This is a genomic window from Roseivirga sp., from assembly GCF_034669765.1.
In the GTDB taxonomy this organism is placed as follows: domain Bacteria; phylum Bacteroidota; class Bacteroidia; order Cytophagales; family Cyclobacteriaceae; genus Roseivirga.
Map to the genome: position 1 here is coordinate 188,611 of NZ_JAXMOQ010000001.1, position 26,359 is coordinate 214,969.

General features: G+C 38.5%; 25 protein-coding genes and 1 riboswitch. Of the genes, 12 read left to right on the plus strand and 13 right to left on the minus strand.

What is annotated here, in order from left to right; translation table 11 throughout:
- Positions 1-19: 19 nt before the first annotated feature.
- The 9 genes from VOI17_RS00905 to VOI17_RS00945 form a co-directional block, all read right to left on the minus strand.
- Entirely contained in the window at positions 20-1,213 is a 1,194-nt protein-coding gene (locus VOI17_RS00905; protein ID WP_323755354.1) for an ABC transporter substrate-binding protein, read from the minus strand.
- A gap of 26 nt (positions 1,214-1,239) precedes the next feature.
- A riboswitch (cobalamin riboswitch) is annotated at positions 1,240-1,438 on the minus strand.
- Positions 1,439-1,554: 116 nt separating this feature from the next.
- Positions 1,555-2,214, minus strand: coding sequence for an FKBP-type peptidyl-prolyl cis-trans isomerase (locus VOI17_RS00910; protein ID WP_323755355.1), 660 nt, complete (start codon positions 2,212-2,214; stop codon positions 1,555-1,557).
- Positions 2,215-2,325: 111 nt separating this feature from the next.
- Positions 2,326-4,053 carry a DUF885 family protein gene (locus VOI17_RS00915; protein ID WP_323755356.1) on the minus strand — a complete coding sequence of 576 codons (1,728 nt, stop codon included), beginning with the start codon at positions 4,051-4,053 and terminating at the stop codon, positions 2,326-2,328.
- 105 nt (positions 4,054-4,158) lie between these two features.
- Positions 4,159-5,070: a type II CAAX prenyl endopeptidase Rce1 family protein gene (locus VOI17_RS00920; RefSeq protein ID WP_323755357.1), complete on the minus strand. Its 912-nt coding sequence runs from the start codon at positions 5,068-5,070 to the stop codon at positions 4,159-4,161.
- Positions 5,071-5,197: 127 nt separating this feature from the next.
- The gene (locus VOI17_RS00925) at positions 5,198-5,488 is read right to left on the minus strand and encodes a YSC84-related protein (protein WP_323755358.1); all 291 of its coding nucleotides are present in this window, start codon (positions 5,486-5,488) and stop codon (positions 5,198-5,200) included.
- A gap of 66 nt (positions 5,489-5,554) precedes the next feature.
- Positions 5,555-5,785 (minus strand): hypothetical protein, encoded by a 231-nt coding sequence (locus VOI17_RS00930; protein WP_323755359.1) that lies wholly within the window; start codon positions 5,783-5,785, stop codon positions 5,555-5,557.
- Positions 5,786-5,802: 17 nt separating this feature from the next.
- Positions 5,803-6,453, minus strand: coding sequence for an ATP-binding protein (locus VOI17_RS00935; protein ID WP_323755360.1), 651 nt, complete (start codon positions 6,451-6,453; stop codon positions 5,803-5,805).
- 425 nt (positions 6,454-6,878) lie between these two features.
- Positions 6,879-7,910 (minus strand): tetratricopeptide repeat protein, encoded by a 1,032-nt coding sequence (locus tag VOI17_RS00940; RefSeq protein ID WP_323755361.1) that lies wholly within the window; start codon positions 7,908-7,910, stop codon positions 6,879-6,881.
- A 6-nt stretch (positions 7,911-7,916) separates the two neighbouring features.
- Positions 7,917-8,456, minus strand: coding sequence for a sigma-70 family RNA polymerase sigma factor (locus VOI17_RS00945; protein ID WP_323755362.1), 540 nt, complete (start codon positions 8,454-8,456; stop codon positions 7,917-7,919).
- Between the two features lie 300 nt (positions 8,457-8,756).
- On the opposite strand from VOI17_RS00945, the gene VOI17_RS00950 reads away from it, so the two are divergent.
- The 4 genes from VOI17_RS00950 (at position 8,757) to rpiB (ending at position 11,827) form a co-directional block, all read left to right on the plus strand.
- The gene (locus tag VOI17_RS00950; protein ID WP_323755363.1) at positions 8,757-9,200 is read left to right on the plus strand and encodes a response regulator; all 444 of its coding nucleotides are present in this window, start codon (positions 8,757-8,759) and stop codon (positions 9,198-9,200) included.
- 96 nt (positions 9,201-9,296) lie between these two features.
- Positions 9,297-10,571: a serine hydroxymethyltransferase gene (gene glyA / locus VOI17_RS00955; RefSeq protein ID WP_323755364.1), complete on the plus strand. Its 1,275-nt coding sequence runs from the start codon at positions 9,297-9,299 to the stop codon at positions 10,569-10,571.
- 4 nt (positions 10,572-10,575) lie between these two features.
- Positions 10,576-11,394: a twin-arginine translocase subunit TatC gene (gene tatC / locus VOI17_RS00960; protein ID WP_323755365.1), complete on the plus strand. Its 819-nt coding sequence runs from the start codon at positions 10,576-10,578 to the stop codon at positions 11,392-11,394.
- A 1-nt stretch (position 11,395) separates the two neighbouring features.
- Entirely contained in the window at positions 11,396-11,827 is a 432-nt protein-coding gene (gene rpiB / locus VOI17_RS00965) for a ribose 5-phosphate isomerase B (RefSeq protein WP_323755366.1), read from the plus strand.
- Positions 11,828-11,840: 13 nt separating this feature from the next.
- Here the strand turns inward: rpiB and VOI17_RS00970 are convergent, their stop codons facing one another.
- Complete coding sequence (locus tag VOI17_RS00970) at positions 11,841-12,860, minus strand: hypothetical protein (RefSeq protein WP_323755367.1); 1,020 nt, start codon at positions 12,858-12,860, stop codon at positions 11,841-11,843.
- 118 nt (positions 12,861-12,978) lie between these two features.
- Here VOI17_RS00970 and rbfA point away from each other — a divergent pair, with 118 nt between their 5' ends.
- The 4 genes from rbfA to radA all read left to right on the plus strand — a co-directional run bounded on the left by rbfA (position 12,979) and on the right by radA (position 19,278).
- Positions 12,979-13,359, plus strand: a complete 381-nt coding sequence (gene rbfA / locus VOI17_RS00975) for a 30S ribosome-binding factor RbfA (RefSeq protein ID WP_323755368.1) — start codon at positions 12,979-12,981, stop codon at positions 13,357-13,359.
- Positions 13,360-13,362: 3 nt separating this feature from the next.
- Entirely contained in the window at positions 13,363-14,589 is a 1,227-nt protein-coding gene (locus VOI17_RS00980) for an ABC transporter permease (RefSeq protein ID WP_323755369.1), read from the plus strand.
- Positions 14,590-14,684: 95 nt separating this feature from the next.
- Positions 14,685-17,615 carry a DEAD/DEAH box helicase gene (locus tag VOI17_RS00985; protein WP_323755370.1) on the plus strand — a complete coding sequence of 977 codons (2,931 nt, stop codon included), beginning with the start codon at positions 14,685-14,687 and terminating at the stop codon, positions 17,613-17,615.
- A 289-nt stretch (positions 17,616-17,904) separates the two neighbouring features.
- Complete coding sequence (gene radA / locus VOI17_RS00990) at positions 17,905-19,278, plus strand: DNA repair protein RadA (protein ID WP_323755371.1); 1,374 nt, start codon at positions 17,905-17,907, stop codon at positions 19,276-19,278.
- Here the strand turns inward: radA and VOI17_RS00995 are convergent.
- Positions 19,275-20,168 (minus strand): 1-aminocyclopropane-1-carboxylate deaminase/D-cysteine desulfhydrase, encoded by an 894-nt coding sequence (locus VOI17_RS00995; RefSeq protein WP_323755372.1) that lies wholly within the window; start codon positions 20,166-20,168, stop codon positions 19,275-19,277. The genes radA and VOI17_RS00995 overlap by 4 nt on opposite strands.
- A 357-nt stretch (positions 20,169-20,525) precedes the next feature.
- Here VOI17_RS00995 and VOI17_RS01000 point away from each other — a divergent pair, with 357 nt between their 5' ends.
- From VOI17_RS01000 to VOI17_RS01015, 4 genes are all read left to right on the plus strand, one after another.
- Positions 20,526-21,845: an NAD(P)/FAD-dependent oxidoreductase gene (locus VOI17_RS01000; protein ID WP_323755373.1), complete on the plus strand. Its 1,320-nt coding sequence runs from the start codon at positions 20,526-20,528 to the stop codon at positions 21,843-21,845.
- A 68-nt stretch (positions 21,846-21,913) separates the two neighbouring features.
- Positions 21,914-22,960: a sensor histidine kinase gene (locus VOI17_RS01005; RefSeq protein WP_323755374.1), complete on the plus strand. Its 1,047-nt coding sequence runs from the start codon at positions 21,914-21,916 to the stop codon at positions 22,958-22,960.
- 17 nt (positions 22,961-22,977) lie between these two features.
- Positions 22,978-23,697 carry a LytR/AlgR family response regulator transcription factor gene (locus VOI17_RS01010; RefSeq protein ID WP_068410203.1) on the plus strand — a complete coding sequence of 240 codons (720 nt, stop codon included), beginning with the start codon at positions 22,978-22,980 and terminating at the stop codon, positions 23,695-23,697.
- A gap of 57 nt (positions 23,698-23,754) precedes the next feature.
- On the plus strand, positions 23,755-25,371 hold the full coding sequence (locus tag VOI17_RS01015; protein WP_323755375.1) for a mechanosensitive ion channel family protein: 1,617 nt from the start codon (positions 23,755-23,757) through the stop codon (positions 25,369-25,371).
- 87 nt (positions 25,372-25,458) lie between these two features.
- Here the strand turns inward: VOI17_RS01015 and VOI17_RS01020 are convergent, their stop codons facing one another.
- On the minus strand, positions 25,459-25,617 hold the full coding sequence (locus VOI17_RS01020; protein WP_084362715.1) for a DUF1328 domain-containing protein: 159 nt from the start codon (positions 25,615-25,617) through the stop codon (positions 25,459-25,461).
- A gap of 243 nt (positions 25,618-25,860) precedes the next feature.
- Positions 25,861-26,349 carry a hypothetical protein gene (locus VOI17_RS01025; RefSeq protein WP_323755376.1) on the minus strand — a complete coding sequence of 163 codons (489 nt, stop codon included), beginning with the start codon at positions 26,347-26,349 and terminating at the stop codon, positions 25,861-25,863.
- Positions 26,350-26,359 lie beyond the last annotated feature (10 nt).

The window sequence follows — 26,359 nt, forward strand, 5'->3', positions numbered from 1 at the left end:
ATAGAAGGGATTTAATAGCTTACTTCAGCTGATTGTAGTACACCAATTGGTGATCGGGGAGAAGTTCGGGATGAAAGATTTTCACCACGTCCTTCAAAACAATGTGCGGTTCTATTACACCGGTTTCGTAATAGTCATTGCCACCGCCTTCGGTATTTCGGCCAAAGACATTGTAAATGCCTCGGTTTTTATAGGATTTGAAATCCATATAACGCGGATCTCTTTCTCTTATATTCTGCAAGCTGCTAGCACTGCCTGGCGCAATCCAGAAATCGGCATTCAACCCAACTTCATACACTGCTTCAAAACTTAGCTTGATGCTACCAGTAGAATTATCATCTTTCCATGGGTAATCGGCCTTGGCTACTTTCAAAACGTTGTAGGCAAAGCTTTTTCCACCAGAAACCTGCCAAGCATCGCCTTGAGCAATACCCGTGATGGTCAGAGGTGCATCAATCACTTTTTCGGCAATCAAGTCTAAAACGCTCTGAAACTCGGCTTCAATAGTGCTAAATTTTTCGTTGACTAGCTTTTCTTTATTTAATAAAACGGCCAATAGCTTTACCCATTCGGCACGCCCTAATAGGTCAACCTCTTGCCAATCGGCATTGAGCACCACAGGAATATTCAAGCGTTGAAGCTGCTGAAAAGATTCGTTCTGTGAGTTTGGATAGCCTACACCTAAGACTACATCAACATCCATTTCGATAATGGTCTCCACGTTTAGTGTTCCAGCAGGCTCTACTTCTATGACCTCACCAGAGTCTACCATACTGACCACCTTAGGACTGCTCACATATTGCCTCCTTTCAATTCCCTTGAGTTCACCAAGCGCATTGAGCAATTCAAACATAGCTAAATGTGTGGTGGACAATGAAACGGCTTTCTCAATAGGGACAGCAATAACTGGCAAGTCAATACCTTCTGGAGCTGGGGTTCCTTTTTGAACAAGCAGAAAACTCACGGTATCTGCTACTTCATTGTAGTGCCTAAAAAGGTGGAGTGTTTTGTAGTTGTTATGGTATTCAACATCAAAGCCAATGGAATGATCGATCGAGACCTTCTCTGGAAAATAATCCTTTTGGGGATCGAAATCTGGAAAATCAGATTGATTTTTGGAATTGGATTGGCAGGCCGAAAAGCCAGCCATTAGGAAACACAGCAGGGTATATACCGCCCAGCGGTGCGCATTGCGTTTTTCAGTTTTCTTCATGCTATTGCCCTTCCTCAGAGGGTGGTTTAGTTGAACTTTGCAATGGCAGGTCTTCTGACTCTCCTTGTTTATTGCGCCTTCCCATTCCGAATTTCGAAACAGTGGCAAAGTGCAATACACTTTTTTGTAGGATTACAGCAGCTGGGACTGTCCGGGATTTACACCCGATTCCCTTTTAATTCCGAAAACCGAAGCTTTCAGGAAACCCTTGCGGTAGCGCAAATGTAGAGAATTAAATTTTGATTGGAAGAATGAAATGGGAAATATTGGTTCCAACCTGAAACAACAAAAAAGCCCTCTCGAATCATCGAGAGGGCTTCCAAAATCTTAATTTTAGCAAACTACTTAATCTCTAGCAATTCGATTTCAAAGATTAAAGCAGCATATGGAGGAATTGCACCGCTAATGCCTCTTTCGCCATAGGCTAAGTCAGATGGAATGTATAATTCCACTTTGCCTCCTATTTTCATTAGCTGAAGACCTTCGATCCATCCAGCAATAAATTGATTTACAGGGTAGGTTAATGGATCGCCACCCACAGAACTATCGAATACTGTACCGTCCAAAAGTTTACCTGTGTAATGAATAGTTACTGTGTCCTCTGCTTTTGGAGATGCGCCCGTTCCTTCTTGAACAACCTTGTATTGCAAACCAGTAGCTGTAGTTTGAACCCCTGCTTTAGTAGCGTTTTCAGCTAAAAATAATTCGCCTTCTTCTTTTGCTCCTTCCATTGATCTCTGTTGATCGGCAATAAGAATTTCTTGTGACTGGTCTAAAGTCATCTGAGCAGTATCAGATAGAGCCTCTCTTACAGCAGCCGCTACCATATCAGCGTCTAAGGTTATGTTCTGTTGCTTTAGCATTTCTGCAATCTGAACTCCATAAGCATAGCTCAGGCTATCTTGTGGTGTTTTCATTTGTGCAGTAGAAGTATTGTCATTGCTGCATCCAATGGCAGTGGCCAATAGAATTACCAAGCCAATAGAAAGTATGTTTTTCATAATCGTTTAGTTTTTAAAGTCAGGCGCAAAGGTAAAAATTAAATACACGTTTAATAATCTAAGCCTCAACTCCTTCAAGAATTGGTTCAAAGTTAATTTTCAGCTTGTTAATTACTTATTATAGAACATCCAGCTACTTTCGAAGTCCTTTTCTAAGCGCTGATCAGTCAGTATGGCACGTACCATTTCTACAGGCATGCTATTTTCTTTTAAAACAGCATCGTGAAATTCTTTAATGGTCATTTTTCCACTATCAACTAATTCCTTTTTAAGCTCATAAAATTGGAGGCCACCCGTCATGTAGGCCAATTGGTAAAGTGGCCCGTAGTTGCCCTCAAAAGAACGTCTCACTTCACCTTCGGCATTGGCGCGTTCATGCCCCACTCTATCCACCAAGAAATCGATACATTGTTGAGGAGTCCATTCGCCTAAGTGATAGTTGAGCGAAAATATGATTCGAGCCGAACGGTGCATTCTCCAAAATAGCATGCCTATGCGGTCTTCTGGCGACTGCGGAAAGTCCATATCCCAAAGTAAAAGCTCCCAATAAAGTGCCCAGCCTTCGGTCCAAAAAGGAGTGCCATAAGAGCGATACTCTTTATTTCGGTTGTTCATAAAACCTTGGAGATGATGACCAGCGATTAATTCGTGGTGTACCGTTGCACGAGAGAAATGAGGGTTGTTACCTCGCATGCTCATCAATTTATCCTCATGGTTCATTTCGTCAGTTGGGTAAGAAATTTGAAGTGTTTCACCCCCTAAAAAGAAAGGACTGATCAATTGTCGTGCTGGCGAAATCATGCTCATTCTCCAAGTTTCTTCTGCGATTGGGGGAATGGTAAGCAGGTTGTTCTTTTTCAAGAAATCCACTGACTCATTATATAATTTTAGCATGGCTTCTGGTTGGTGTCCTTCAGGCACGAAAGACATTTTCACCTTTTCTTGCGCGGCTCGCCAGTCATCACCAAAGCCCATTTCTCTTGATGCTTTTAATAATTCTGCATCTGCCCAAGCAAATTCTTTGTTGGCAATTTCTACCAATTGCTCAGGTGAATAAGGAATCATTTCGTATTTCATCTGTCTAATGAGTTCCTCTCTTCCAATCGGATTTCCTATAATTCCGCTACCATCATCTTTCGGCAATGTAGATTTGTCGACTTGCGCACTGAGTACTTTTGAGTAATCATCCAAAGCCTTATCCAATACTTCATATGGTTTTGTCACCCACCAAGTAAACAGCGGATCGTAACCTTTGTAAAAATCATAAACACTATTGAGCGCACGCTTTTGTCCACGAATTGTTCTTTCTGCTCTCCGAGTTAGTTCTCTAGAAAAAGTTGGATTCTCCTTTTTCAATTCAGCAGTGGCCACTTTCAGCTTTTTGGCGATGTCATTCAAGTCAGCCGCCACTTTTTCGCTGTCCAGGTGCAACCCTCTTCTTCTCTTCTTTTCCAGATCATAAAGAGGTACGGCTGGGCTAATCCATCTTTTCAGCTGGTTTACTTCTTTTTCTTCTACCGATAACTCAAACAGGTTTTCATCTATATATCGTTTCTGAAGTAGGTAGTCTACTTGGCCTCCAGTGGACAGTTTGTTGAAATTCAATTTTTCAAGTTTTGAAAGTTGGTCCTTGAAAAAACTTTCAAAACGCAGCCTTCTTTCAGGTGAGTTTTCAATAGAATAGAAGCGAGAAAGGCTTCCGTAATCTGCTCTTAGGTTGACAGAAAAATCGTATAATTCGGTAACCCCTGATTGATTATCAGGCTGCTGAGCAATTGTCAAGTGCCCAATTGTCAAAAATAGGCAAGCAATAAAAAATAACTTTGATAGCTTTTTCATTTGTAGAACGAGTTTAATCAAAAGGTAAAAATAGAAGAGAAAACCGAAGTTCATCAGTGAAGTTGCTATGATTGTCAGTTGGCCTGATGAATGGTTTGCCTCTATCTATTTTAAACTGCCTTTAGACTTCTTGGCTAAACTAATCAATTCTTCTTTTTGTAAAGCCTCAAAGAAATCTTGGTAAAAGATTGTGTCATGTTTAGAGGTATAATTCAAGTTGAATCTGAAAAATGGTGCATTAATTAGAAAATCGTCAGTACTTTTGCCTTTGTCAGCCAATTCTAAATATCTAAATAGCGCATCAATCCCCTGACCTTCAAGAGTTACCTCTGAACTATTAATCTGGAATTTACTTGGCTTACCATCATAAAAAGGTACCTGCTCATAACTGAGTATACCATGTTCCGTTTCTTTAACTACTTTGTTGCAAAAAGGAAATTGAAGAGCGAAAAACAAAATGGTAAATAACATGAAATTCCAGCTCATATGAATGTATATGGCATTACGAAGCTTAAAGTTCAGGCAAATCCAGTTAAAAATTAGGCCTGCACCTAATTGTATAAGGACAAGGAAAGTGTCAATATTCAACCCAAATTCACCTTCACTTAAATGGACTAAAGCGAATAATACTGAGTTGAGAATAATGTAGCTAGGCAAAAACTTATCACGACTTAGACGTTCAGTTCTCGATAAAAGAATGACGATAATCAAGGCTAAACCTAAAGTGAAATTGAGCCACTCAGAATACTGACTAATCGTCAATAGAATGATGGCAATAAGACTAACGATTTTGATTGTTCTATTTGACGAGTGCTGACCACGGAAAGTTGTTTCTTCAAGAAATGGCGCGATAAATACAGCCATAAAAAAGATCTGCTCAAAGCTCAACCCGCCAAAGCCCTCAGGGGTAATGTCATCCGCAGAAATGAAAAGAATTATGAATCCTAAAATTAATGAGAGAGTACCCAGCTTCAATACCCAATTAAAATTCCGCTGAGAGAATATTTGCCTTATCAATATTGTAGAGTTAATCTACTAAAGTAAATGAAAAAGATTATAAAAAACACCTTGCAATAGGGTAATAAAAAAGGCTTACCCTTCTCGGGTAAAACGGTCAATAACTTCAAGTATTTTTAGTCAGACACTACTTCATTTCGTTCTCTGAAACAAACTTAAACTTTTGTCCTCCAACAGAGGCTTCATACATTAATCCGCCTTTGTCTTGGGTGAAAACGGCTACTCCATCGGTATAACTTGCATCTGCCGATATTCCTGACTTTAATGCTACAGCCGAAGCTTGAGCTGCGAACTGGTATTTATTATTGATGAATCTATTGTAACTATCGGCTGTCTCAAAGAAGATAACTTCACTGTATTCTTGCCCTCCCAACTGGAAGCCCACAGTGATTTGAGTCATATTAGATCCTCCAATCATTTCTCCCTGCTTAAACACCACCCCTTTTCCAGCCGCTCCTCCAATACCAATGCCGCCTTTTCCAATTCATGGAAACACCGCATAACCAAAGGAATTATCAAAGAACCCCTCCAAGCCGCTATCTACTTTCTTGAACTCGGTGATAGTTTTCTGCGCTTTCTTTATATCATATTTTTCTTTCCTCTGGGCCATCGCCTGAGTTGAAATGAATACGCCTAAAACTAAAAATGCTGCTATTAGACTTTTGATTCTCATAATACGATCCGTTTTTGCTAATCTCTCTTCATCAATTGTCATTCCAATTTTTAAAACCTCTATTTCCTGAAATATACATCTTGACCTTCTTCCGGTTGTATTTCCAATACGTTTGCAAGTACCAATTTTATCAATGTTCGTGAAGCGATAAACTTTGAAAGCTTAGCAGCCTTTGCAAACTCAATAAGAGAAATGGTCCGGTTGTTCTCTAAAAGCTCCATCAACGTTCTTTCCTTTTCACCAAAGGTGAATTGTGTGTCTTTTGCTTTAACACGTCTTCTTAAAATTTCACGCATTTCTTTACTTGCTTGCAGACTTTGTTCACCCACCCTAATATATGCTTTTCCCGCTTTGGTATCAGACTTTTCTCGTAACTGTAAAGGTAATTTCTGACCTTTTTGAATTTCAAAAACCGCTACTCCTTTCTTCTCATTAAGTTTAACAACCTTCAACGCGTAATCGAGTTTTGGCCAAATTAAATTTCCAATGGCCTGCTCCATCACAAATACTTCCCCTTCTATGTTGCGAGTGCCAGATAATGTACCGTCATCATCTACACCAAGTAGAAGTATACCTCCTTGGGTATTGGCAAAAGCAACCAACTCTTTGGCTATCTTATCTGGAAAGTTAGCTTTCCTTTTAAATTCAAGGTGAATACCTTCTCCGTTTTTGGTGAGCTCGTTTAACCTTCGGATACTCCAGTTTTCCATACTTAGTAAATCAAATTGTTTCTTCTCTCCATTTGTTTTTTCCAGTCAAGAGAAAAAAGAAACTTCCTTTTTAATTACACTTCAAATTGAAGAATCAAATTTAGAACAAGAATATTCAATTTGTACTTCTTCTTCATTTGATACATAGACAAAGGCTGAAAGCATTCTAAAGGTTTCGAAATAGTTATGGATGCTCAATTATTCACCAACAAGGCAAATGCCATGAGTATTGATTGCAGATATAAAAATACCTAAAAGAAGGGTCAGGAAGGGGGTATTTCCCGATTTCTGGTGAATCGGACTTGTATCACCAAGCTTGCTTCAATCTGTGACAGAAAACGAAAAGCTCATAAAAGCAAAAAACGTCTCAAAATAAATTGAGACGTTTTAAAGTGTGTGTATATGTGTGTATATGGAATTCTAATTTATCCTAGCAAGAAAGCGTAACCTTTACCACGCCCTTTTTTACCTCTGGTTAAAATGATGCATTCAATCATATCCCCTTCTTTAAGATTCCTTATTGGTCTATCATTGAAGAAACGATACTCCTCCCCATTATTGGGATTCACAACTGTTCCAAACTGTACTTGGCGCTGGTCAACAAATGAACCATCGGGAACATTAGTACCTAAGCCTCCAGACTCATCACTTTCTGGCCTCGTGGTAGTTTCAACTACAATAACAGGGTTAGTTTCACCTAAACTCTTCAACCCAAATTTCTCCTTAAGTATCTCCAGACTCTTCTCTTTATAAGAATCGCCTTTAACACTTAGATCAACAAGGTTAGACAATGCTTCATCAGTTGCTCCATCTTTCAAAAGAGTAAGTGCTAAATACCATTGGGCTTGTTCAGCATATTTTGAGTAATTATTAAGAACAACATTTAAATCATTTTTGGCTGCTTCGGTATCTCCTGTCTCAATATGGGCAATACCCAAATAGAAATAGTTGTCGGCATTCTTATCCGTTTCTACCAATTGAGCAAGTCCTCTTTCTGCTTCTTCATAGTTACCTAAGTCATAAGCATAATAAGCTCTGTTTTTCAAATTTGTAAGGTCAACAGCCGTCCCTCTTTCAATACCTGATGCAATGTTAGTATACGCCTCATAGTATTGTCCGAAAACTTTCGCTCCATTAACTTCTGATGTACCGCTAAAGAGACCAATGTAACTCAGCGAAACTATCAAAAGCAGAGTAGCTGCAATCGAAATGTATTTTTTCATAGTGGTGTGGGTTTTAATTGTTTGACGTTTTTCAATCGAGGCTTCTTGGTTTTTTAAAGATTGAAGTACTTTAAGTTTAACTTCTTCTCTAAGAATATTTTTAATGAGTTTTGCTTCTTGAAATTCCAATTGAAATTCAGGATCACTCTTTAACCTATCATCAAAGTCCTGCATCTCGTTTATTTCGAGATTGCCATTCAAATAAGCATCAATTAAATCTAAATTCTCTTTCATCGGAATTTACTCTATTAGTTTCTTTATTCTTTGAATACACTTGTATTTCAAGTTTTTTACTGTGTTACCGCTACTATACCCCATTATTTCAGCAATCTCATCAGTGGAAAGCTTGTTGAAATAGAATAGCTCTAAAATTCGCTTGCAAGGATCTCCCATTGAACTTATAATTTCTCTGACTCTATCATACTTTTCGATTTTCTCAACTTCGAAATCATCGTCTTCAAGTATAAGATCATCATCATTGAATTTTCCTTGAAAAGTGATTTTGTTCTTCTTCCTTAAATCACCAAGCAACTTATTTTTTCCAATAGAATAGAGATACGTCTTAATCCCAGCAGCATTCATTTCCTCAAAACTACCATCTACGACATTTTCATAGAAAGATAAAATGGCATATTGATAAATATCAACAGCTTGTTCTTGTGAACAATTATGAGTGTTTGTGATATACGCAATAAAGCTTTGCCTATAGTCAGAATAAATCTGTTCAAGTGCTTGCTGATCACCGCGTTTTAGTCTCACAATAAGACTGCTCTCGCTCATGCCTTCTCTTATTAATGATTAAGAACCCTAAAGGTCACCCTTGTAAAGTGATTTTTTTTATTTTTTTTCAAAAACCCCACCTTTTTAGGGTATAATTAGGTAAATAACCTACCATTGGCTTCTGTATTGTACACCCAAGAACTATAACTTTTTTCGATTTTAAAGTGATTTTTTCTGAAAATATAAAATTAATGGTTTTCCGAGGGTGACATTTGCCATTTTAAATCATTAAAGCTATAAAGAGACATTTTGCAATTGAAAGGGACATCATACTATTTAATAGACGATAAGATTCATTTGATGGAGGATCGATTTTCCAATGAGCCTTCGTTTATTGTGAATAAGTCTGACTGGAAATTACTGGAAGGTATCAACATCCTGGTAGTTGACGATAACCCTATTAATCTTACAGTTGCAGACAAGACTCTAGCCAAATTCGGAGGCACTTCTTTCAAATGCCTTAGTGCAGAAGAATCTTTAGTAGCTTTCAAGTCCAAGCCAATACAGCTAATTTTAATGGATTTGCATATGCCAAACATAGATGGTTTTGCTGCTACAAAGTTAATTAGAGAAACAGAAGAATATAAAAACAACCCAATTCCGATATTGGCATATACTACTTATAGCTACAATGATGTTAAACTTGAAATGGAAGATTGCGGTATGAGTGGTTATATCGGAAAACCATTCACTCATATTCAGGTAATAGACACCATTCTAGAAGCTGTTGGTGTTCAGAAATAAGATTCCCCTTTCTTTTTTTATATTCATTTGCTAGACTACCTTGGTTGGTAATTAGAACTTGTTACCCTATTTTTGGCGAAAACTACACCCATTGCCATGCAAAGAGACCAACTCATTTTCGATCTTATTAAAAAAGAACGTCACAGGCAAACCGAAGGGCTTGAATTAATTGCTTCGGAAAACTATGTATCTGACCAAGTCATGGAAGCCATGGGTTCAGTGCTAACAAATAAATACGCAGAAGGGCTCCCTGGCAAGAGGTACTATGGTGGCTGTGAGATTGTAGATGAAGTTGAGTCATTGGCGATTTCAAGAATTAAAGAATTATTTGGGGCTGAATGGGCCAATGTACAACCACACTCAGGCGCACAAGCCAATGCTGCTGTAATGCTCGCATGCTTAAAAGCTGGAGACAAAATTTTAGGCTTTGACCTATCCCATGGAGGTCACCTTACTCATGGTTCTCCGGTAAACTTTTCGGGTAAATTGTACCAACCATCCTTTTATGGGGTTGAGCAGGAAACTGGATTGATCGATTGGGATAAAGTTGAGACCATTGCTTTAGAGCAAAGGCCACAAATGATTATATGCGGTGCTTCTGCTTATAGTAGAGATTGGAATTATGAACGTCTACGTGAAATAGCAGACAAAATTGGGGCCCTTCTTTTGGCCGACATTTCTCATCCATCTGGTTTAATTGCCAGAGGAATATTAAACGACCCATTAGAACATTGCCATATCGTTACAACGACCACGCACAAGACTCTTAGAGGACCAAGAGGCGGTTTAATCATGATGGGTGAAGATTTCGAGAACCCTTGGGGTTTAAAAACTCCAAAAGGTGAACCTAGAATGATGTCTCAACTACTCGATTCTGGTGTTTTCCCTGGTACACAGGGCGGGCCATTGGAGCATGTAATTGCCGCCAAAGCAGTTTCTTTTGGGGAAGCTTTGAGTGACCAATATATGGACTACATTCTTCAAGTGAAGAAAAATGCCCATGTCATGGCAAAAGCATTTATGGACTCAGGTTATAAGATTATTTCTGGAGGTACCGATAATCACATGATGTTGATTGATCTTAGAAGTAAGGGACTTACTGGAAAAATAGCCGAAGCTACATTAGGAAAGGCAGACATCACGATCAATAAAAACATGGTTCCATTCGATGACAAGTCTCCATTTATAACATCAGGAATGCGAATTGGAACCGCTGCAATTACATCGCGAGGTTTAATTGAATCAGATATGGAACGAATCGTTGAAATGATTGATCAGGCGCTTATGAGTCATGATAATGATTCAAAACTTAATTCAATTCGCGCTGATGTTAATTCATGGATGCGAGATTATCCACTTTTTCAGGTTTAACTAATTGGCACTAGATCAGTTAAATGATAAAACCGAGATGGGCTTTTTAGACCATCTTGAAGAGCTTAGATGGCACTTGGTGCGATCCGTGATTGCTATTTTCGTTTTCGCCCTCTTAGCCTACTTATCAACTGATTTTGTTTGGGGTACTGTAATTTTAGGCCCTACTCAACCTGACTTTTGGACTTATAGAAAGCTCTGTGAGCTTGCGGAAGTGATTGGCTCCCCTCAATTATGCATCGATACAATTCCCATTTCTTTTCAGAATAGAGAAATGGCAGGGCAGTTTATGATGGATATTATGTCTTCAGCTGTTATTGGTTTGATATTGGGCTTTCCCTATGTGTTTTGGGAGCTTTGGAGGTTTATTAAGCCAGGATTGAAAGGCAGTGAAAAAAGCGCATCGAGAGGAGCTGTTTTGGTTGTATCCTTCCTTTTTATTCTAGGAGTGTCTTTTGGGTACTTCATCATCACTCCACTTTCTATAAATTTTCTAGCCAATTATAGTCTATCCGATCTGATCAAAAACGATATTGATATTAAGTCTATTGTGGGAATGTTGACAATGCTCACCTTGGCTTGTGGCTTTATGTTTCAACTGCCCGTGGTATCTTATTTTCTATCTAAGGCAGGTTTAGTTACGCCAGCATTAATGAAAAGGTATAGAAAACACGCTTTAGTGGTTATACTTATTCTATCAGCAATACTTACCCCCCCCGATGTAATGAGTCAGGTTTTAATTTCTTTACCAATTATAGTACTTTACGAGGTAAGTATCATCGTCTCGAGAAGAGTAGAAAAGAAAAGTCAGAAAAATCAATAAAATGAAGAATATAGGAATTGGTGGCGACCACGCAGGTTACGAATACAAAAGTGAAATCATACCTTATTTAGAGGCCTTAGGATTTAAAGTGACAGACTTTGGACCTAACTCGACAGATTCGGTAGACTACCCAGATTACATCCACCCAATGGCCTCTCAAGTTGAAGCTGGTAAGCTGGATTTAGGGATTGCCATTTGCGGAAGCGGAAATGGTGTTTGCATGACCGCTAATAAACATCAGGGAATAAGAGCTGCCTTAACTTGGAATACAGAATTGGCTTCTTTGGCACGCCAACACAATAATGCAAATGTTGTTTGTATCCCTGCACGATTTGTAGATTTAGACCTAGCAAAAGAAATGACAAAAGTATTTCTTGAAACTGATTTTGAGGGTGGCAGACACCAAAAAAGAGTTGATAAAATCAATTGCTAGTTGTCCACCTTAATCAAGGTGTGAACAGAAAAGTGATTGAAGAGACTACAAGAAGAAAAAATACAATTTCCGCAACCCAGCGTTTTCCTCTTGTCAGCAAAAACTGAGTGGAAAAAAAAGTCAAGGGTATAATTATGGTTTGTGCTGTCAATAGTGTTAACTGATTATCTAATCGAAAAATCACAAAAGCGAAGATTAACATCCATAACATCATCCTTTGTATCAAAATTTGATGATTTATAAGCCCAACCCCCTGAAAGCTTTGAGCTCCAGATAAAACACTCAGAAATAAAGGCAAACCAAAAATCAATAGCAGTTCATTAATTACTCCGCTGTCCATTTCATTTATCTGAAACAGACCTGAAAAGTAATCTCCCAGAAAAACTCCTCCTTGTCCGGAGTATAAATAATAAATCCAGAAGATTAGAAAACTAAAAACAAATCCATATGTCATTAAGAAGTACCTTCTAACTAAAGTACCCGAATAGATGACGTAAATAATAATGGCGAAAATCAAGAAAATAAAGTACGGAGCATAACACAAAGCGCCCAAGCCTAATAAGAACCCTGTTGTAAGAATATTCTCTTCTGATCCCCTAAACTTCAGATGAACAAGAATTTTATCCATAGCTAAAAGCAAAAAGGTATTGGCCATTAACGCTGGACTTAAGAACAAAAACTCTTGATTTGAGCTTAATATCAAGGCGTAAAGTATACCAGGCAAATAAGTATTTTCTTCAAAAGCTGCATTCCTTTGAAGTGTTGAATTAAAAATTAGCGCTTGTATAAAAACAAGTATAGTTGACACCACAACTGATACCAACACGGAACTATTAAATAAAAATGTAAGTAATCCGTAAAAAAAGACATACAATGGCCCAGCAGAAATGGAATTGGATATTATCATCCCTGGGTTTTCGTTTAAAGAAGAACCCAACAAGTATGAGTCATTCAGAATAGTAGATTCCTCTATGCCCATAATGAGCAAAATGACCCTGGTAATGATCAAAAAGGCAGCTATAAACAATAGCAAGTAGGGATCGTTTTTTCTGAAGAATCGAAGCAATTTGAATGTTGTTACAATGAGTTGCTAAAATAAGCCAAAAAAATGGCAGGAAGGAAAATAGATAAATTAATAAGATATTTGCAGCATGACCCAAAGTAAAAGACAGCTTAAATTTTCTAAACTCATTCAAAAAGAGATAAGTGAAATATTTCAAAAGGAACACTCCGCTAAATTCATCGGCTCATTGGTTACCGTATCTGATGTCAGCATGAGCCCTGATCTCGGTTTAGCCAGAATTTACCTCAGTATTTTCCCAGTGAAATCCTCTGAAAAAATTATGGAAGAAATAGAAGCAGCCAAAAGCAAAATTCGTGGAAGCCTAGGAAGACGTATTGGCAAAGAAGTACGAATCGTTCCACATATCGCTTTCCATTCAGACAATACTGCCGAGGAAGCTGAGAAAATGGACCAAATTATTAACAAACTGAATATACCGCCCACTCCAAATAACGATACTGAAGAATAAATTTTGAACCTCTCCAGTTTCATAGCAAAGCGTTATTTCGCTTCAAAGAAAAAAAAGAACTTCATTCAGGTACTTTCATGGATCTCCGTGATTGGCGTGGCCATAGGCACAGCCTCCCTAATCGTTGTACTTTCGGTTTTCAATGGCCTTCAAGATTTTGTTCGCTCAATATACAACTCCTTTGATGCTCCATTAACCATTCAAGCATCAGTAGGAAAATCTTTCTTGATGACACCTGAGCTGCGCTCAAAAATAGAAACCATTGATGGTATAAATGTTGTGACTGAGGTGATTGAAGATAACGCCCTCATTCTATTTCAGGACCAACAAGTAGTGGCTAAAATTAAGGGGGTTGAAAGCAACTATGCTACCGTAAACCGACTCGACTCTTTTTTGGTGCGAGGCAAATTGAAGTTAAAAGAAAACAACATCAACTATGCAATTTTAGGAACAGGTGTGGCCTATGATTTAAGCCTGAGGCTTGATGTAAACCCCTATGGAATGCAAATCGTTTACCCCAAAAAACTCAAACCAGGGGTAATCGTTACCAATAGTTCAATCACTCGAAAAAGTATAGTACCCACTGCCATTTTCAACATTGAACCCGTTTATAATGAAAGCTATGTATTTGTTCCATTGAGTTTCGCCCAAGAATTAATGGATTATGGGGATAAGCGGACTTCCATTGAACTTTACCTTAATGAAGGGGTAAGCATTAAGAAATTAAAAGAACAGGTCAAAAATACACTCGGAAGTGAATTTAAGGTCCTAGATAGCGATGAACTTCATTCTAGTTTATTAAAGGCCATAAAAATTGAAAAACTTTTTGCTTACATCACACTATCATTCATTATGGCTATCGCCTCTTTCAATATTTTCTTTACCCTTTCCATGCTGGCAATTGAAAAGAAGCGAGACATCTCCGTGCTCTACTCCTTTGGAGCTACAGCACCGTTTATTCGACAGATTTTCCTTAAGCAAGGCAGCATAATTTCTCTGGTAGGTTCAGTAATCGGCTTATTAAGTGGATTGGCCCTTTGTCTCTTACAACAGCGGTTTGGCTTGGTGAGCATGGGAATGCAAAGTGCAGTAATGAATGCCTATCCTGTTAAATTAGAGTTAACGGATTTTATTATGGTGGGCGTTAGTATTTTTCTGATTACCGTTTTAATATCCTACCGCCCCGCAATTATTGCATCACGCGTAGAAACCATTAAAAATCTCAATTGATTTTCAAGTAGTTATATTTTTTACTTGGCTTTTTGTTCAATTTCGGCCAGCCCTTCTCAAATTAATAATTAATTTGCGGGTCGCATTTTTTTGAAATGAAGGTATCAACAGGCAAACCGTTCCAATTAATCTATTCGCTTTTTCAGCACGAATACTTAGGCTATCTCTTTGAGTCCTTTGTAATTCAGTTGGATGACAAAGGGCGCTTGACCCTGCAACACCAAAACATATCTTCCAAAAACGCTAAAGAATTTGGGGCCAAAATGGACGACCGTGACTTTGAGCTGATAAAGCTCATGGACCAAATGCAACAAGAAGCCATCACCCTTAAGTTCTACAAGAAAAAAATCAAACCCGCTGATTTCTTTTTCAAAGTATATGACAAAGAAAAAGGCGATGTTGAATTACAAAACACCATTGACCACTACCTAGAAGTAAGGCGTTCGAGAATTCTGGACCTTATGGAAGGGAAAATGATTTTTGAAATGGGTCGCGATGGTGAGCCCGCTTGGCGGCAAATTCACTGGATGGAACAAAAGGCCAGTGTGCTTTTTCATTTCAGAAGAAACGAGGATAACACTCACTACTTCCCTACCATTAAACACAATGGCGAAAGATTAGAATGGCAGTATAATGGGTCATTCCTCATTTGTAATCAGCCAGCCTGGTTGGTGGTAAATGATCAGCTATTCCGCTTCGAAAAAGGAGTTGATGGGCCAAAGCTGAAACCCTTTTTGAATAAGAAGTTTGTTGTAATCCCTAGAAAAGTGGAAGCCACTTACTACGAAAAATTTGTCAGTAATTTGGTGGCTTCATTCGATGTATATGCCAAGGGTTTTGACATTAACACCGAAAGGCATGACCTGATAACAGAAATTACTTTCTCGGAATTATCAACGGCTCAAACAGCAACACCAGACCTTTTTGGGTCTAGTAAAAGCAATGGAAAAGGGGATCTAGAACCCGCCAAATTGCTATTTAAAATTGGCTTTAAGTATGGCCCATATACTTTCCCATATGATATAAATGCAGCCTCATCAGTAAAGCTTGAGCAGAAAGGCGAGGATTACATTTTCCATAAAGTAAAGCGAAATCTTGACGCTGAATTATGGATCATTAATAAATTAGCAGAGAAGGGTTTAGTGCTAAAAAATGGACGCCAGACCTTAACCCGTGGAGAAGGCTTTGCCTGGCTTTCAGAGAAAAAAGAATTTATTGACAACGAAGGTATTATCGTACGCCAAAGTGAAAAAGACAGCAAACGCTATTTTGTTGGCGAAGCCCATATTGATATCAAAGTGAATGAAAACATCGACTGGTTCGACATTCACGCCATCATAAAATTCGGGGATTTCGAAATCCCCTTTGAGCAATTAAGAAAACTTATTTCAGGCAAAAAAAGGGAAATCATACTTCCAAATGGTGAAATAGCGGTAATTCCTGACGCATGGTTTGTCAATTATGCTGAGCTCTTCGCCTTCATGGATCACGAAGGTGCTCCACGACTTAAAAAGCATCACCTGTCGCTTATTCAAGATTTACAGAACGGACAACTGGCTCAAGTCAGTATGGACAGGAAGCTTAGGCAGCTCGAAAACTTTGAGGAAATTGAAGATTTCGACATTCCGCCAAGCTTTATTGGGGAGCTAAGGCCTTATCAAAAAGCAGGGTATAATTGGATGCGTTTCCTTTCTAGCTATAACTTTGGAGGTTGCTTGGCAGATGACATGGGTTTGGGTAAAACCGTCCAAACCTTGGCCATGCTTCAGTCGGAAAAAGACAAGGGAAAGAAGAATGCATCGCTACTAATCATGCCTACTTCCCTAATTTACAACTGGGAAATTGAAGCCTCAAAATTTACTCCTGACCTCAAAGTATTGGTGTATACTGGTTCTGGAAGAGACAAAGATGTAGCAAACTTTGAAGGCTATGATTTGGTGCTTACTTCTTATGGCATTACAAGAATAGATATTGATATTCTGAAGGGTTACTACTTTAACTATGTGATTCTAGATGAGTCGCAAGCCATCAAAAACCCATCTTCCAACATTGCCAAGTCCGTCCGTAAGCTAAAGTCTAAATACAGACTTATCCTTACTGGAACTCCACTTGAAAACAGCACTTTAGACTTATGGTCTCAAATGAGTTTTGTAAACCCTGGACTATTGGGTACGGAGAGTTACTTTAAAGATGAGTTTCAAATACCTATCGAAAAGAAGCAAGACCAAGAAAAAGCCAAAAGGCTGAACGTAATCATTAAACCGTTCATTTTAAGAAGGCAAAAATCGCAAGTGGCCAAGGACTTGCCCGAAAAGGTAGAAAATGTGAAATACAGCACAATGACTGCCCAACAGGAAGAAAAATATGAAGAGGTAAAATCGTATTACCGAAACAAGATTCTGGACAACATAGAAAAAACTGGCGTTAAAAAGTCCCAGCTGCTACTGCTGCAAGGCCTCACACAACTCAGGCAAATTGCCAACCACCCTAGAATGACAGACCCTGAATATACCGGTGATTCTGGAAAGCTGGAAGATGTAACTTATATGATTGAATCTGCCTTGAGTAAAGGCCATAAAATCCTTATTTTTAGTCAGTTTGTAAAGCATTTATCCATTGTGCGGGAGTATTTCGATAAAAACGAAATGACATATGCCTATTTGGACGGAAGTACCAAAAACAGACAAGAACAAGTAGAGCTTTTTCAAGAAGACGAAAGCATAAGGTTATTCTTGATTTCTCTAAAAGCTGGTGGTGTAGGTTTAAACCTCACCCGAGCAGATTATGTATTCTTACTTGACCCTTGGTGGAACCCAGCTATTGAAGCGCAAGCCGTAGACAGAGCCCACAGAATTGGGCAGAAAAACACCGTGTTCACCTACAAATTTATCACCCGAAACACGGTAGAGGAAAAAATTCTGGCCCTACAACAAAACAAAATCAAGTTGGCCTCAGATTTAATCACCACAGAAGAAAGCTTTATCAAAAAGTTAGAAGCCAGCGATATTGCAAGTCTATTGAGTTAATCTGATTTGCGCCCAAAAACTGGATTAATAAACCAAATATTACTGTCTCTAATTGTACTCATTTATATTCAATACCACTATAAGAGGAACTTTACATTTTTCAACTAAAAAGTTAATCCAAAATGAATCCTTTTTGCTCCAAACCCAGTATGCAAAGGAATTAACATTCATTTTGAAATACTCTCTTCATAGTTAGTAAAAAAAAGATGTTGATAATTCGATTGAAAAGCGGGCGCAGAAGGTGCCCGCTATTTTTTTATACTCCCTTTCCATTTAACTTGCCCATGGTATGGCGAAGATCAAATCTGTTTACGTTTGTCAAAATTGTGGAGTCCAATCTGCCAAGTGGGTTGGCAAATGTAATTCATGCAATGAATGGAATACATATGTTGAAGAACAGGTAGGAGCACCTGAAAAAGAACTCACCAATTGGAGGGAAAAGGATTCTAAATCGCCTACTTCAAAACCCATTCGTCTTAACGAAATTGAGAGCAATAGTGAAAAGCGAATTGTCACTTATGACAAAGAATTAAACCGGGTTTTAGGCGGAGGAATAGTATATGGCTCATTGGTGCTTATTGGTGGCGAACCGGGTATCGGCAAATCTACTTTGATGCTTCAATTGGCCCTTTCATCTAAAAGATTAAAAGTACTTTATGTTTCTGGGGAGGAGAGTCAACAGCAAATTAAAATGCGGGCGCAGCGAATTGGCCAATCGTCAGACAATTGCTTTATTCTAGCAGAAACTTCTACCCAACACATATTCACTCAAATCCGAGAAATTCAACCTGACATTCTCGTTATCGATTCGATACAGACACTCCACACGCCAAGAATCGAATCTGCAGCAGGCAGCGTATCTCAAGTGAGAGAATGTACTGCTGAACTGCTCAAGTTTGCGAAAGAAAGTAACACTCCCGTCTTTTTAGTAGGCCATATTACCAAAGAAGGAAGTTTGGCTGGCCCAAAAGTATTGGAGCATATGGTGGATACCGTCCTCCAGTTTGAAGGTGACCGCCATTTAGCCTATCGAATTTTACGGACAGTAAAGAATCGTTTTGGCTCTACTTCAGAATTGGGAATTTACGAAATGCAGTCCACTGGGCTTCGCGAAGTTTCAAACCCGTCTGAAATTCTAATCAGTCAACGCGAAGCTGATTCGCCAGGAGTAGCCATTGGTGCATCTATAGAAGGCAATCGACCACTTTTGATAGAGATTCAGTCGCTGGTGAGCACAGCTTCGTACGGCACGCCTCAAAGAAGCTCTACTGGCTTCGATGCCAAAAGGCTCAACATGCTTTTGGCTGTGTTGGAAAAACGCGGTGGGTTCAGGCTCAGCAGCCAAGATGTATTTTTAAACGTGGCAGGCGGAATAAAAATTGAAGAACCCGCCATTGACCTAGCAGTTTGCGCCTCACTAGTAAGCGGTTTACACGATGTACCCATATCCGATAAAACAGCTTTTGCTGCCGAAGTAGGTTTAGGGGGAGAAGTTAGGGCCGTAAACAGAATAGACAACCGAATTTCTGAAGCAGAAAAGCTGGGCTTTACTGAAATCTTTATTTCTAAGTACAATATGAAAGGGCTCGATCCCAAAAAATATGAGATCAAAATCCGACCTTTCAGCAGGTTGACGGATGTTTTTGAAGACCTGCTGGGTTAAGTTCTAAAATCAAACCCAGCATTTCCTTGAAGGCCGCCCGTATGCAAAGCCATAATTACGGTTCCTTGTTCAAAGAAATCATTCCTAATCATATCGAAAAGGCCATAGAACATTTTACCTGTATATATGGGATCTAAAGGGATATTATAAGCGCGCTCAAATTTCTGGATAAAGTCAATCAAAGCGGGTTTTACCTTTGCATAGCCGCCAAAATGATAATCAGTTTGGATAGACCAATTACCAAAATTTTCAACATCAGCCCCTTGCAGAAGCGTGTGAACTTCATCTTTCAAAAAGTCTCCTTTAAGTGCCGAAAAGCCTATTATTCGTTTCATTCCATTTAAGCCTGCAATCAACCCTGATACGGTACCTCCAGTGCCTACTGGGCAAGTAATCACATCAAAATCCTGATCTATCTCGCTGATGATCTCCACGCATCCTTTTATCGCCAAAGCGTTAGTGCCTCCTTCGGGTAATACATAGCATTTACCAAATTGGCTTTCGAGCTTTTTTAAAACTTCGGGCTCCCCTTTTCTTCGGTAATTTTCCCTGTCCATATAATGCAAATGCATTCCTTTAGATTGCGCAAAAGCCAAGGTTGGATTCAGCGTTTCGTGCGCCTCGCCTCGAATAACACCAATGGTTTTAAAACCAAAAGAAGCACCCGCACCAGCTACCGCATAAATATGATTGGAAAAGGCACCACCAAATGTCAAGAGCGTATCATGTCCCTTCAGTTTTGCTTGCTCAAGATTATATTTCAGTTTTCTGAACTTGTTACCCGAAACCACAGGGTGATTTAGGTCGTCTCGCTTCACTAAAAATCTAACCCCCTTTTCATCGAAAAGCGGGTCTTTGATTTCTTGAATAGGGGTTTTAGGCGATTGCATGATTGAAGATAGATGAGTTTCAAAAACTATTCGAATTATAAGGAACATTTGATTAAACAGTAGGAACAAAAAAAAGATGCTGCCACTTTCGCAACAGCACCATCTTCAACCAAAAACATTAAAACCTCAATCTAATCTGTCTCTACTTTTAACTTAAGTATTTACCTAACACTCAAAGTTACCAACACGATTTTAACATTACCTTTTCTAGCCATGGCTAGTCATTTCTTTATTCATTTTTTTAACGATAAGTCGTTAAACAGTATTACAAATTCTTCAGACTTTCTTTTAAACCTTTGTTCATTTATTTAAACCATACGAGCACATAATCGTTCACTTATTAACTATTATTAACATATGGACCCTTTTAAGAATCTCCACCTCGACATTCCTCAAACCCAAAAGAAAAGAGTAGTAATTATTGGCGGGGGTTTTGCCGGAATTCAAATGGCCAAAGGATTAAAAGGCCATGGTTTCCAGGTAGTTTTATTAGATAGAAATAACTACCACACCTTTCAACCGTTGCTCTATCAGGTAGCAACAGCCGGCCTAGAACCAGACTCTATTGCAGGAGCCCTCCGTCAGCTGTTCAATAACTATCCCGACTTCTATTTTAGAATGGCCAAGGTGACGGAAATTCACCCAGAAGAACAGAAAATAAGGACGCTTATTGGCGATTTAAATTATGACTATTTGGTAATTGCAAACGGCTCTAAAACCAACTATTTCGGAAATAAGGAAATGTTTAATCTCACTTTTCCCTTAAAGCAAATTCCCCAAGCACTTAATTTAAGAAGTCAAATGCTGCAGAATTTTGAACAGACCGTTTTGACTAGAGATCATCTTGAAAAAGACAAACTGACTAATTTTGTGGTAGTTGGTGGAGGGCCAACAGGAGTTGAAGTTTCGGGCGCACTTGGAGAATTGAAAAAGCATGTATTGCCGAAAGATTACCCAGACATCGACTTTAACATTATGAACCTGCATTTAGTAGATGCGGGTCCACGACTTTTGGCTGGAATGTCTGAAAAGGCAAGTGCAAAAGCCTTGAAATACTTGGCTGCCTTCGATGTAAATGTGAAGCTAAATACCTCGCTCAAAACCTATGACGGAGAAGAAGTGACTCTTTCTGATGGCACAGTGATTCCAGCGAAAACAGTGATTTGGGCAGCTGGTGTAAAAGGGAATATCATTAACGGAGTTCCAGAAAATTCGCTTGAGCGTGGGCGTATTTTAGTAGATGAATTCAACGCGGTGAAAGATCTAAAGAATATTTTTGCCCTTGGAGATATTGCCTTTATGAAAACGGAAAGATATCCAAAAGGCCAGCCCATGTTGGCTCCAGTTGCCATTCAACAAGGGAAGCTTTTAGCTCGAAATCTCATTCGGCAATCAAAAAATGTAGAAATGAAGCCCTTTGACTACACAGACAAAGGATCAATGGCCACGGTTGGGCGTAATAGAGCAGTCGTGGATATGCCTAAATTCACTTTTGGTGGTTTCCCTGCTTGGTTAGTTTGGATGTTCGTTCACCTCCTCTCAATTATTGGTTTCAGAAACCGTCTTGTGGTTTTCAGTAACTGGGTTTGGAACTACTTTACCTATGACCGAGGAACCCGTTTAATTATTCGAACTTTTGTTCGCGACAAAAACTACAAACAAGGAGAATCCTTATAATTAGGATTTATTTCTGCCTTTTATAAAATCCAGAGGTATGGAATGATTAAATATTCTTACTTTTTGGGGTGCGGAAGAAGAGGTTATACTGGACATTACAAATTGTTGGATGGGCTTTACCAGCCATCATCAACTTGATTTTTATTTCAGCACTTGGTGAAAGCTCCGAACAAATGCAAAGGCAGCAGTTTGAGGCCGTTACTCAAAGTCTTATTCCCTTTCTAGTTTCACACTTTGTAATTCGAAACATAATAATCAAATACAATTGGCTTAAAGTAGATTTAGGTAAAATTGTTTCTCGAGTATTGGGCCTTATATTGGTTGTGGCTGTACTTACGGGCTTACTCTATCAGCTTTCCTATTTAATATTTAGAAGCACTGACTACACTAATGGAGATCTCTTTCTTCAACTTACTTTCGATTTTCTGGTAACAGCCTTTCTTTATGTTATTTGGACTACGATATACTTCCTTTACCATTACCTAGAAAGTAACAACCGCTCACTTAAATATGAGGCAGCCATAAATGAAATGCAGCTGAACCAACTTAAATCTCAGCTGAATCCACACTTTATTTTTAACGCTCTTAATAGTGTAAGGGCTTTGGTAGATGAAGAACCCGCCAAGGCAAAAATAGCCATTACTCAACTGTCCAATATTTTGAGAACCTCCCTCATTATGGACAAAAAAAGAGTCATTAATTTTAATGACGAATTAAATACTGTAAGGGCTTATTTGGCACTTGAATCCATTCGGTTTGAAGAGCGGCTTAAGATCAAATATAACATTGATCCGCGCTCCAATCATTTTCAGATTCCACCGATGATGCTACAAACATTGGTGGAAAATGCAATTAAACATGGGGTTTCGAACTTGGTAGATGGTGGAATAATTGAAATAAAAAGTATTACCGAAGATTCTGTGTTGAAGTTGCGGATAAAAAATAGTGGTCAGTATGTTCATGTCGCCAAAAAACCAGGGAAAAAGGGAGGTTATGGTATTAGCAATACCAAAGAAAGACTAAAACTTATCTATGGATCGGAAGCGACATTCAATATTTACAATGAAAATGATAAGTTTGTAATTACAGAAGTTAGAATTCCACAGGGAATTTAACAGTTAGCCCATAAATTATGAAAGCACTTATAATAGATGACGAGAGATTAGCCCGAAAAGAGCTAACCAATTTGCTTCAGGAATATCCTGAAATCGACATTGTAGGAGAAGCAGTAAATGCTGAGGACGCCTTGGAAAAGATTAATTCACTAAAGCCCGATTTGCTATTTTTGGATATCCAGATGCCAGAGAAAACAGGTTTTGAGCTACTTGAATCCTTGGACAATGTTCCAGAAGTAATTTTCACCACGGCCTACGATGAGTATGCACTTAAGGCCTTTGACTTTAATGCGCTCGATTATTTATTGAAGCCTATCGAGCCAGACCGTTTAAAAGATGCTTTGAATAAGCTATTAAAACGTGCTCAGCCTGAAGAAGTTGGTGAAGTAGAAGATAAGAAATTAGGTCCAAACGACCGTGTTTTTGTTAAAGATGGTGACAAGTGCTGGTTTGTAAAACTAGAAAACATTCGTTTGTTCGAATCTGATGGAAACTATATCAAAATCTATTTCGACAACTTTAAGCCAATGATTCACAAGTCATTGAATGCACTAGACGAAAGATTAGACGATAGGTCATTCTTCCGTGCCAGTAGAAAACACATCATCAACCTTACTTGGGTTGAAAGTATTGAATCATGGTTTAATGGTGGTTTAATGGTAGTTTTACGCGGTGGCGACAAAGTTGAAGTAAGCAGAAGACAAGCGGCTCGCTTTAAAGAGATGATGAGTCTCTAAATAATTGTTTCTTAAGCTGAAAACTATTATCATGATAATGCGTAGCATTGTTCCAACATGAAAATAGTTTTCAGCTTTCTTATTTTAATACTTTCCTTTCAGGGGCTTAGAGCTCAGGTAGAAACGGATAGTATTACCCAAATTAAACCTGCAGGCTTTCCTGTAATTGCAAAAGACACTCTCTTTTATCTTCAGCAAGGTATTGGCCCCTTTTCTGCAGAAGAAAGGGTGAAACAAATCAATCGAAAAATAGCCAATTTTCTTTCTAGCGATACACAAGTAGCTGACTCTCTAAAGGTTTTGAAAAATAATATGACCCAAGACATTATTGTCGAAGGGACCATTATTATGTCTGTTACGGAAAAGGATGCAATTCAATTAGGACTCAACCTTAACCGGACCACTATTTATTATTACGAGATCCTTCAAGAAGGACTTACCAAAGAGACAGTATTTGATTGGCAAGGTTTGGTAATCAACATCCTGATTGCACTTCTAATTGTTGGAGTCTTCCTTTACGGCTTAAAATATTATAACCGTTTTTTCAGAGTCATTTATATTAAAATACATGCCCAAGAAGGAAAGCTGATTAAAAGTATTTCCATTAAAAACTATCAACTTCTAAAATCTGAAATACTTACTCGCATTATTGTTTATGCGACAAAAGGCCTTAGAATAGTAATTTTGGTGCTTGTAATTTATTTGCTGCTCCCTATACTCTTTAGCCTTTTTCCTTGGACCCAAGGCATTGCTGACACTTTGTTTCAGCTGATCCTTACGCCACTTAAGAAGCTTGGGATTGGTCTTTTGAGTTATCTGCCAAATTTATTGACCATTGTGGTTACCGTGGTCGTAACCCGTTATTTCTTAAAGTTGATAAAGTTCTTTAGAGTAGAAATAGAGAATAGTAGACTAATTGTTCCTGGTTTTTACCCTGATTGGGCACGGCCAACTTATAACATCCTTAAAGGAATAATTTTAGCCTTAGTGCTTATTGGTATTTTTCCACTTTTACCTATGGGGGAATCCGAAAGCTTCAAAGGTGTTTCGGCTTTCTTTGGACTACTGATCGCTTTAGGGGGTGCCTCTGCCATTTCAAATGTTATTGCTGGGGTAGTAGTTACTTATATGCGATCTTTCAAAGTTGGAGATCGCGTGAAGATTGGTGATGTAATGGGCGATGTAAAAGAGAAATCACTCTTAAATACTAGAATCAAAACAATCAAAAACGAGATCATTACTATTCCCAATTCGAACTTGCTCACGAGCCATACTATAAACTATACTACTGCCAATGATGAAGATGGGCTTATTTTACACACAACTGTCACTATTGGTTACGATGTGCCTTGGCGACAAGTACACGAGCTATTAATTGAAGCGGGGCTTAAAACTGAGTTTGTAAAGAAGATGCCGCATCCTTATGTCTATCAAACTAGCCTAGATGATTTCTATGTGAGCTATCAGATCAACGTAAGGACACGAGAAGTACAAAAAATGTCTAAAATCTATTCCGACTTACATCAGAATATTCAGGACGGGTTTAACGCTGCTGGAGTAGAAATTATGTCACCACATTATGGGGCTCACCGCGATGGAAACCAAAGTACGATTCCTCAAGAGAATTTGCCAGCGGATTATTTAGCACCTTGGTTCAGAATTAAGAAGGATTAAAAGCCAATTTCAAAACCTATAGAATAGAAAAGCCCTGAGTAAAAAATTACTCAGGGCTTTTAATTTCTTACTGCTAAGCCATTATATCTATGCAAAACCTTGATAGAGAAGTGACAGTACAAAAAGAACGATGAATATAAAGAATAGAAACTTGGCAATACTAGACGTTACCGAAGCAATTCCTCTAAATCCGAATAAAGCTGCAATGATTGCAACCACGAAAAATACGATTGACCAGTATAACATGATTTTATATTTTTAGTGAATACTTATTTTAATCTTATTGACTATAAGACAATTTGGTATCCAAATACTAAAACACTCATCCTGAGCCAGAATCGCTGTTTTTGTTCTTAAGTAGTTCTCTTTTGTAGAAAATAATCCACGTTATTGCCTTTTGAATTGTGGCTATTTTCACCATGAATACAACACAAAAAAAGGATTCATCTTTTCAAATGAACCCTTCCTTCTTCAAATCAACTCTACTTGTTAATTGATAATGTATTTAATTCCTATGGCTGGATCTGGTGCGCCATAAAAATTCCCATTAGTATCTATTTCTAAGAACGGTTTTAAGCCAATGCTAAACGCAAAGGGAACTTCTCTAGGTGTGAATTCCAGCCCAATAATGCCGTCAATACCAAAGCCTACCGTGGAATCATCGTACCTTCTATCGCCTCTTCCATAATTCGCTCCTGGGTTTCCATTGTTAAAAAAAGCAATATGACCACCGTAACCGTAAAACCAATTCAATTCAGGTGTCTCAAAAGCAGTTGTGTGCTTTTCATGCAGGGCAGTAACACTAAATCCATTGCCCCAAAAGCCTAAAATTCCCTCAAAATTACCTTTGTTAAAAGTTAATCCGCTAGTTCCTCCAAAGCGGAGCCCTAATGCTGTGTTATAATTCTGCGCCTTTGCCTCGTTTGAGACTGTAAATAATAGTGCGAATATGAATGTGCTTACAATAATTTTTTTCATCATCATTTAT

Excerpts from the sequence above, each read along its gene's own strand:
- VOI17_RS00995 (WP_323755372.1), bottom strand. The coding sequence starts at position 20,168 with ATGCAATCGCCTAAAACCCCTATTCAAGAAATCAAAGACCCGCTTTTC.
- VOI17_RS01025 (WP_323755376.1), bottom strand. The coding sequence starts at position 26,349 with ATGAAAAAAATTATTGTAAGCACATTCATATTCGCACTATTATTTACA.
- VOI17_RS00915 (WP_323755356.1), bottom strand. The coding sequence starts at position 4,053 with ATGAAAAAGCTATCAAAGTTATTTTTTATTGCTTGCCTATTTTTGACA.
- radA (WP_323755371.1), top strand. The coding sequence starts at position 17,905 with ATGGCGAAGATCAAATCTGTTTACGTTTGTCAAAATTGTGGAGTCCAA.
- VOI17_RS00940 (WP_323755361.1), bottom strand. The coding sequence starts at position 7,910 with ATGAAAGAGAATTTAGATTTAATTGATGCTTATTTGAATGGCAATCTC.
- VOI17_RS01015 (WP_323755375.1), top strand. The coding sequence starts at position 23,755 with ATGAAAATAGTTTTCAGCTTTCTTATTTTAATACTTTCCTTTCAGGGG.
- VOI17_RS00930 (WP_323755359.1), bottom strand. The coding sequence starts at position 5,785 with ATGACAATTGATGAAGAGAGATTAGCAAAAACGGATCGTATTATGAGA.
- glyA (WP_323755364.1), top strand. The coding sequence starts at position 9,297 with ATGCAAAGAGACCAACTCATTTTCGATCTTATTAAAAAAGAACGTCAC.
- VOI17_RS01010 (WP_068410203.1), top strand. The coding sequence starts at position 22,978 with ATGAAAGCACTTATAATAGATGACGAGAGATTAGCCCGAAAAGAGCTA.
- VOI17_RS00950 (WP_323755363.1), top strand. The coding sequence starts at position 8,757 with ATGGAGGATCGATTTTCCAATGAGCCTTCGTTTATTGTGAATAAGTCT.
- VOI17_RS01020 (WP_084362715.1), bottom strand. The coding sequence starts at position 25,617 with ATGTTATACTGGTCAATCGTATTTTTCGTGGTTGCAATCATTGCAGCT.
- rpiB (WP_323755366.1), top strand. The coding sequence starts at position 11,396 with ATGAAGAATATAGGAATTGGTGGCGACCACGCAGGTTACGAATACAAA.
- VOI17_RS00945 (WP_323755362.1), bottom strand. The coding sequence starts at position 8,456 with ATGAGCGAGAGCAGTCTTATTGTGAGACTAAAACGCGGTGATCAGCAA.
- VOI17_RS01000 (WP_323755373.1), top strand. The coding sequence starts at position 20,526 with ATGGACCCTTTTAAGAATCTCCACCTCGACATTCCTCAAACCCAAAAG.
- rbfA (WP_323755368.1), top strand. The coding sequence starts at position 12,979 with ATGACCCAAAGTAAAAGACAGCTTAAATTTTCTAAACTCATTCAAAAA.
- VOI17_RS00985 (WP_323755370.1), top strand. The coding sequence starts at position 14,685 with ATGAAGGTATCAACAGGCAAACCGTTCCAATTAATCTATTCGCTTTTT.
- VOI17_RS00935 (WP_323755360.1), bottom strand. The coding sequence starts at position 6,453 with ATGGAAAACTGGAGTATCCGAAGGTTAAACGAGCTCACCAAAAACGGA.
- VOI17_RS00925 (WP_323755358.1), bottom strand. The coding sequence starts at position 5,488 with ATGATTGGAGGATCTAATATGACTCAAATCACTGTGGGCTTCCAGTTG.
- VOI17_RS00910 (WP_323755355.1), bottom strand. The coding sequence starts at position 2,214 with ATGAAAAACATACTTTCTATTGGCTTGGTAATTCTATTGGCCACTGCC.
- VOI17_RS00905 (WP_323755354.1), bottom strand. The coding sequence starts at position 1,213 with ATGAAGAAAACTGAAAAACGCAATGCGCACCGCTGGGCGGTATATACC.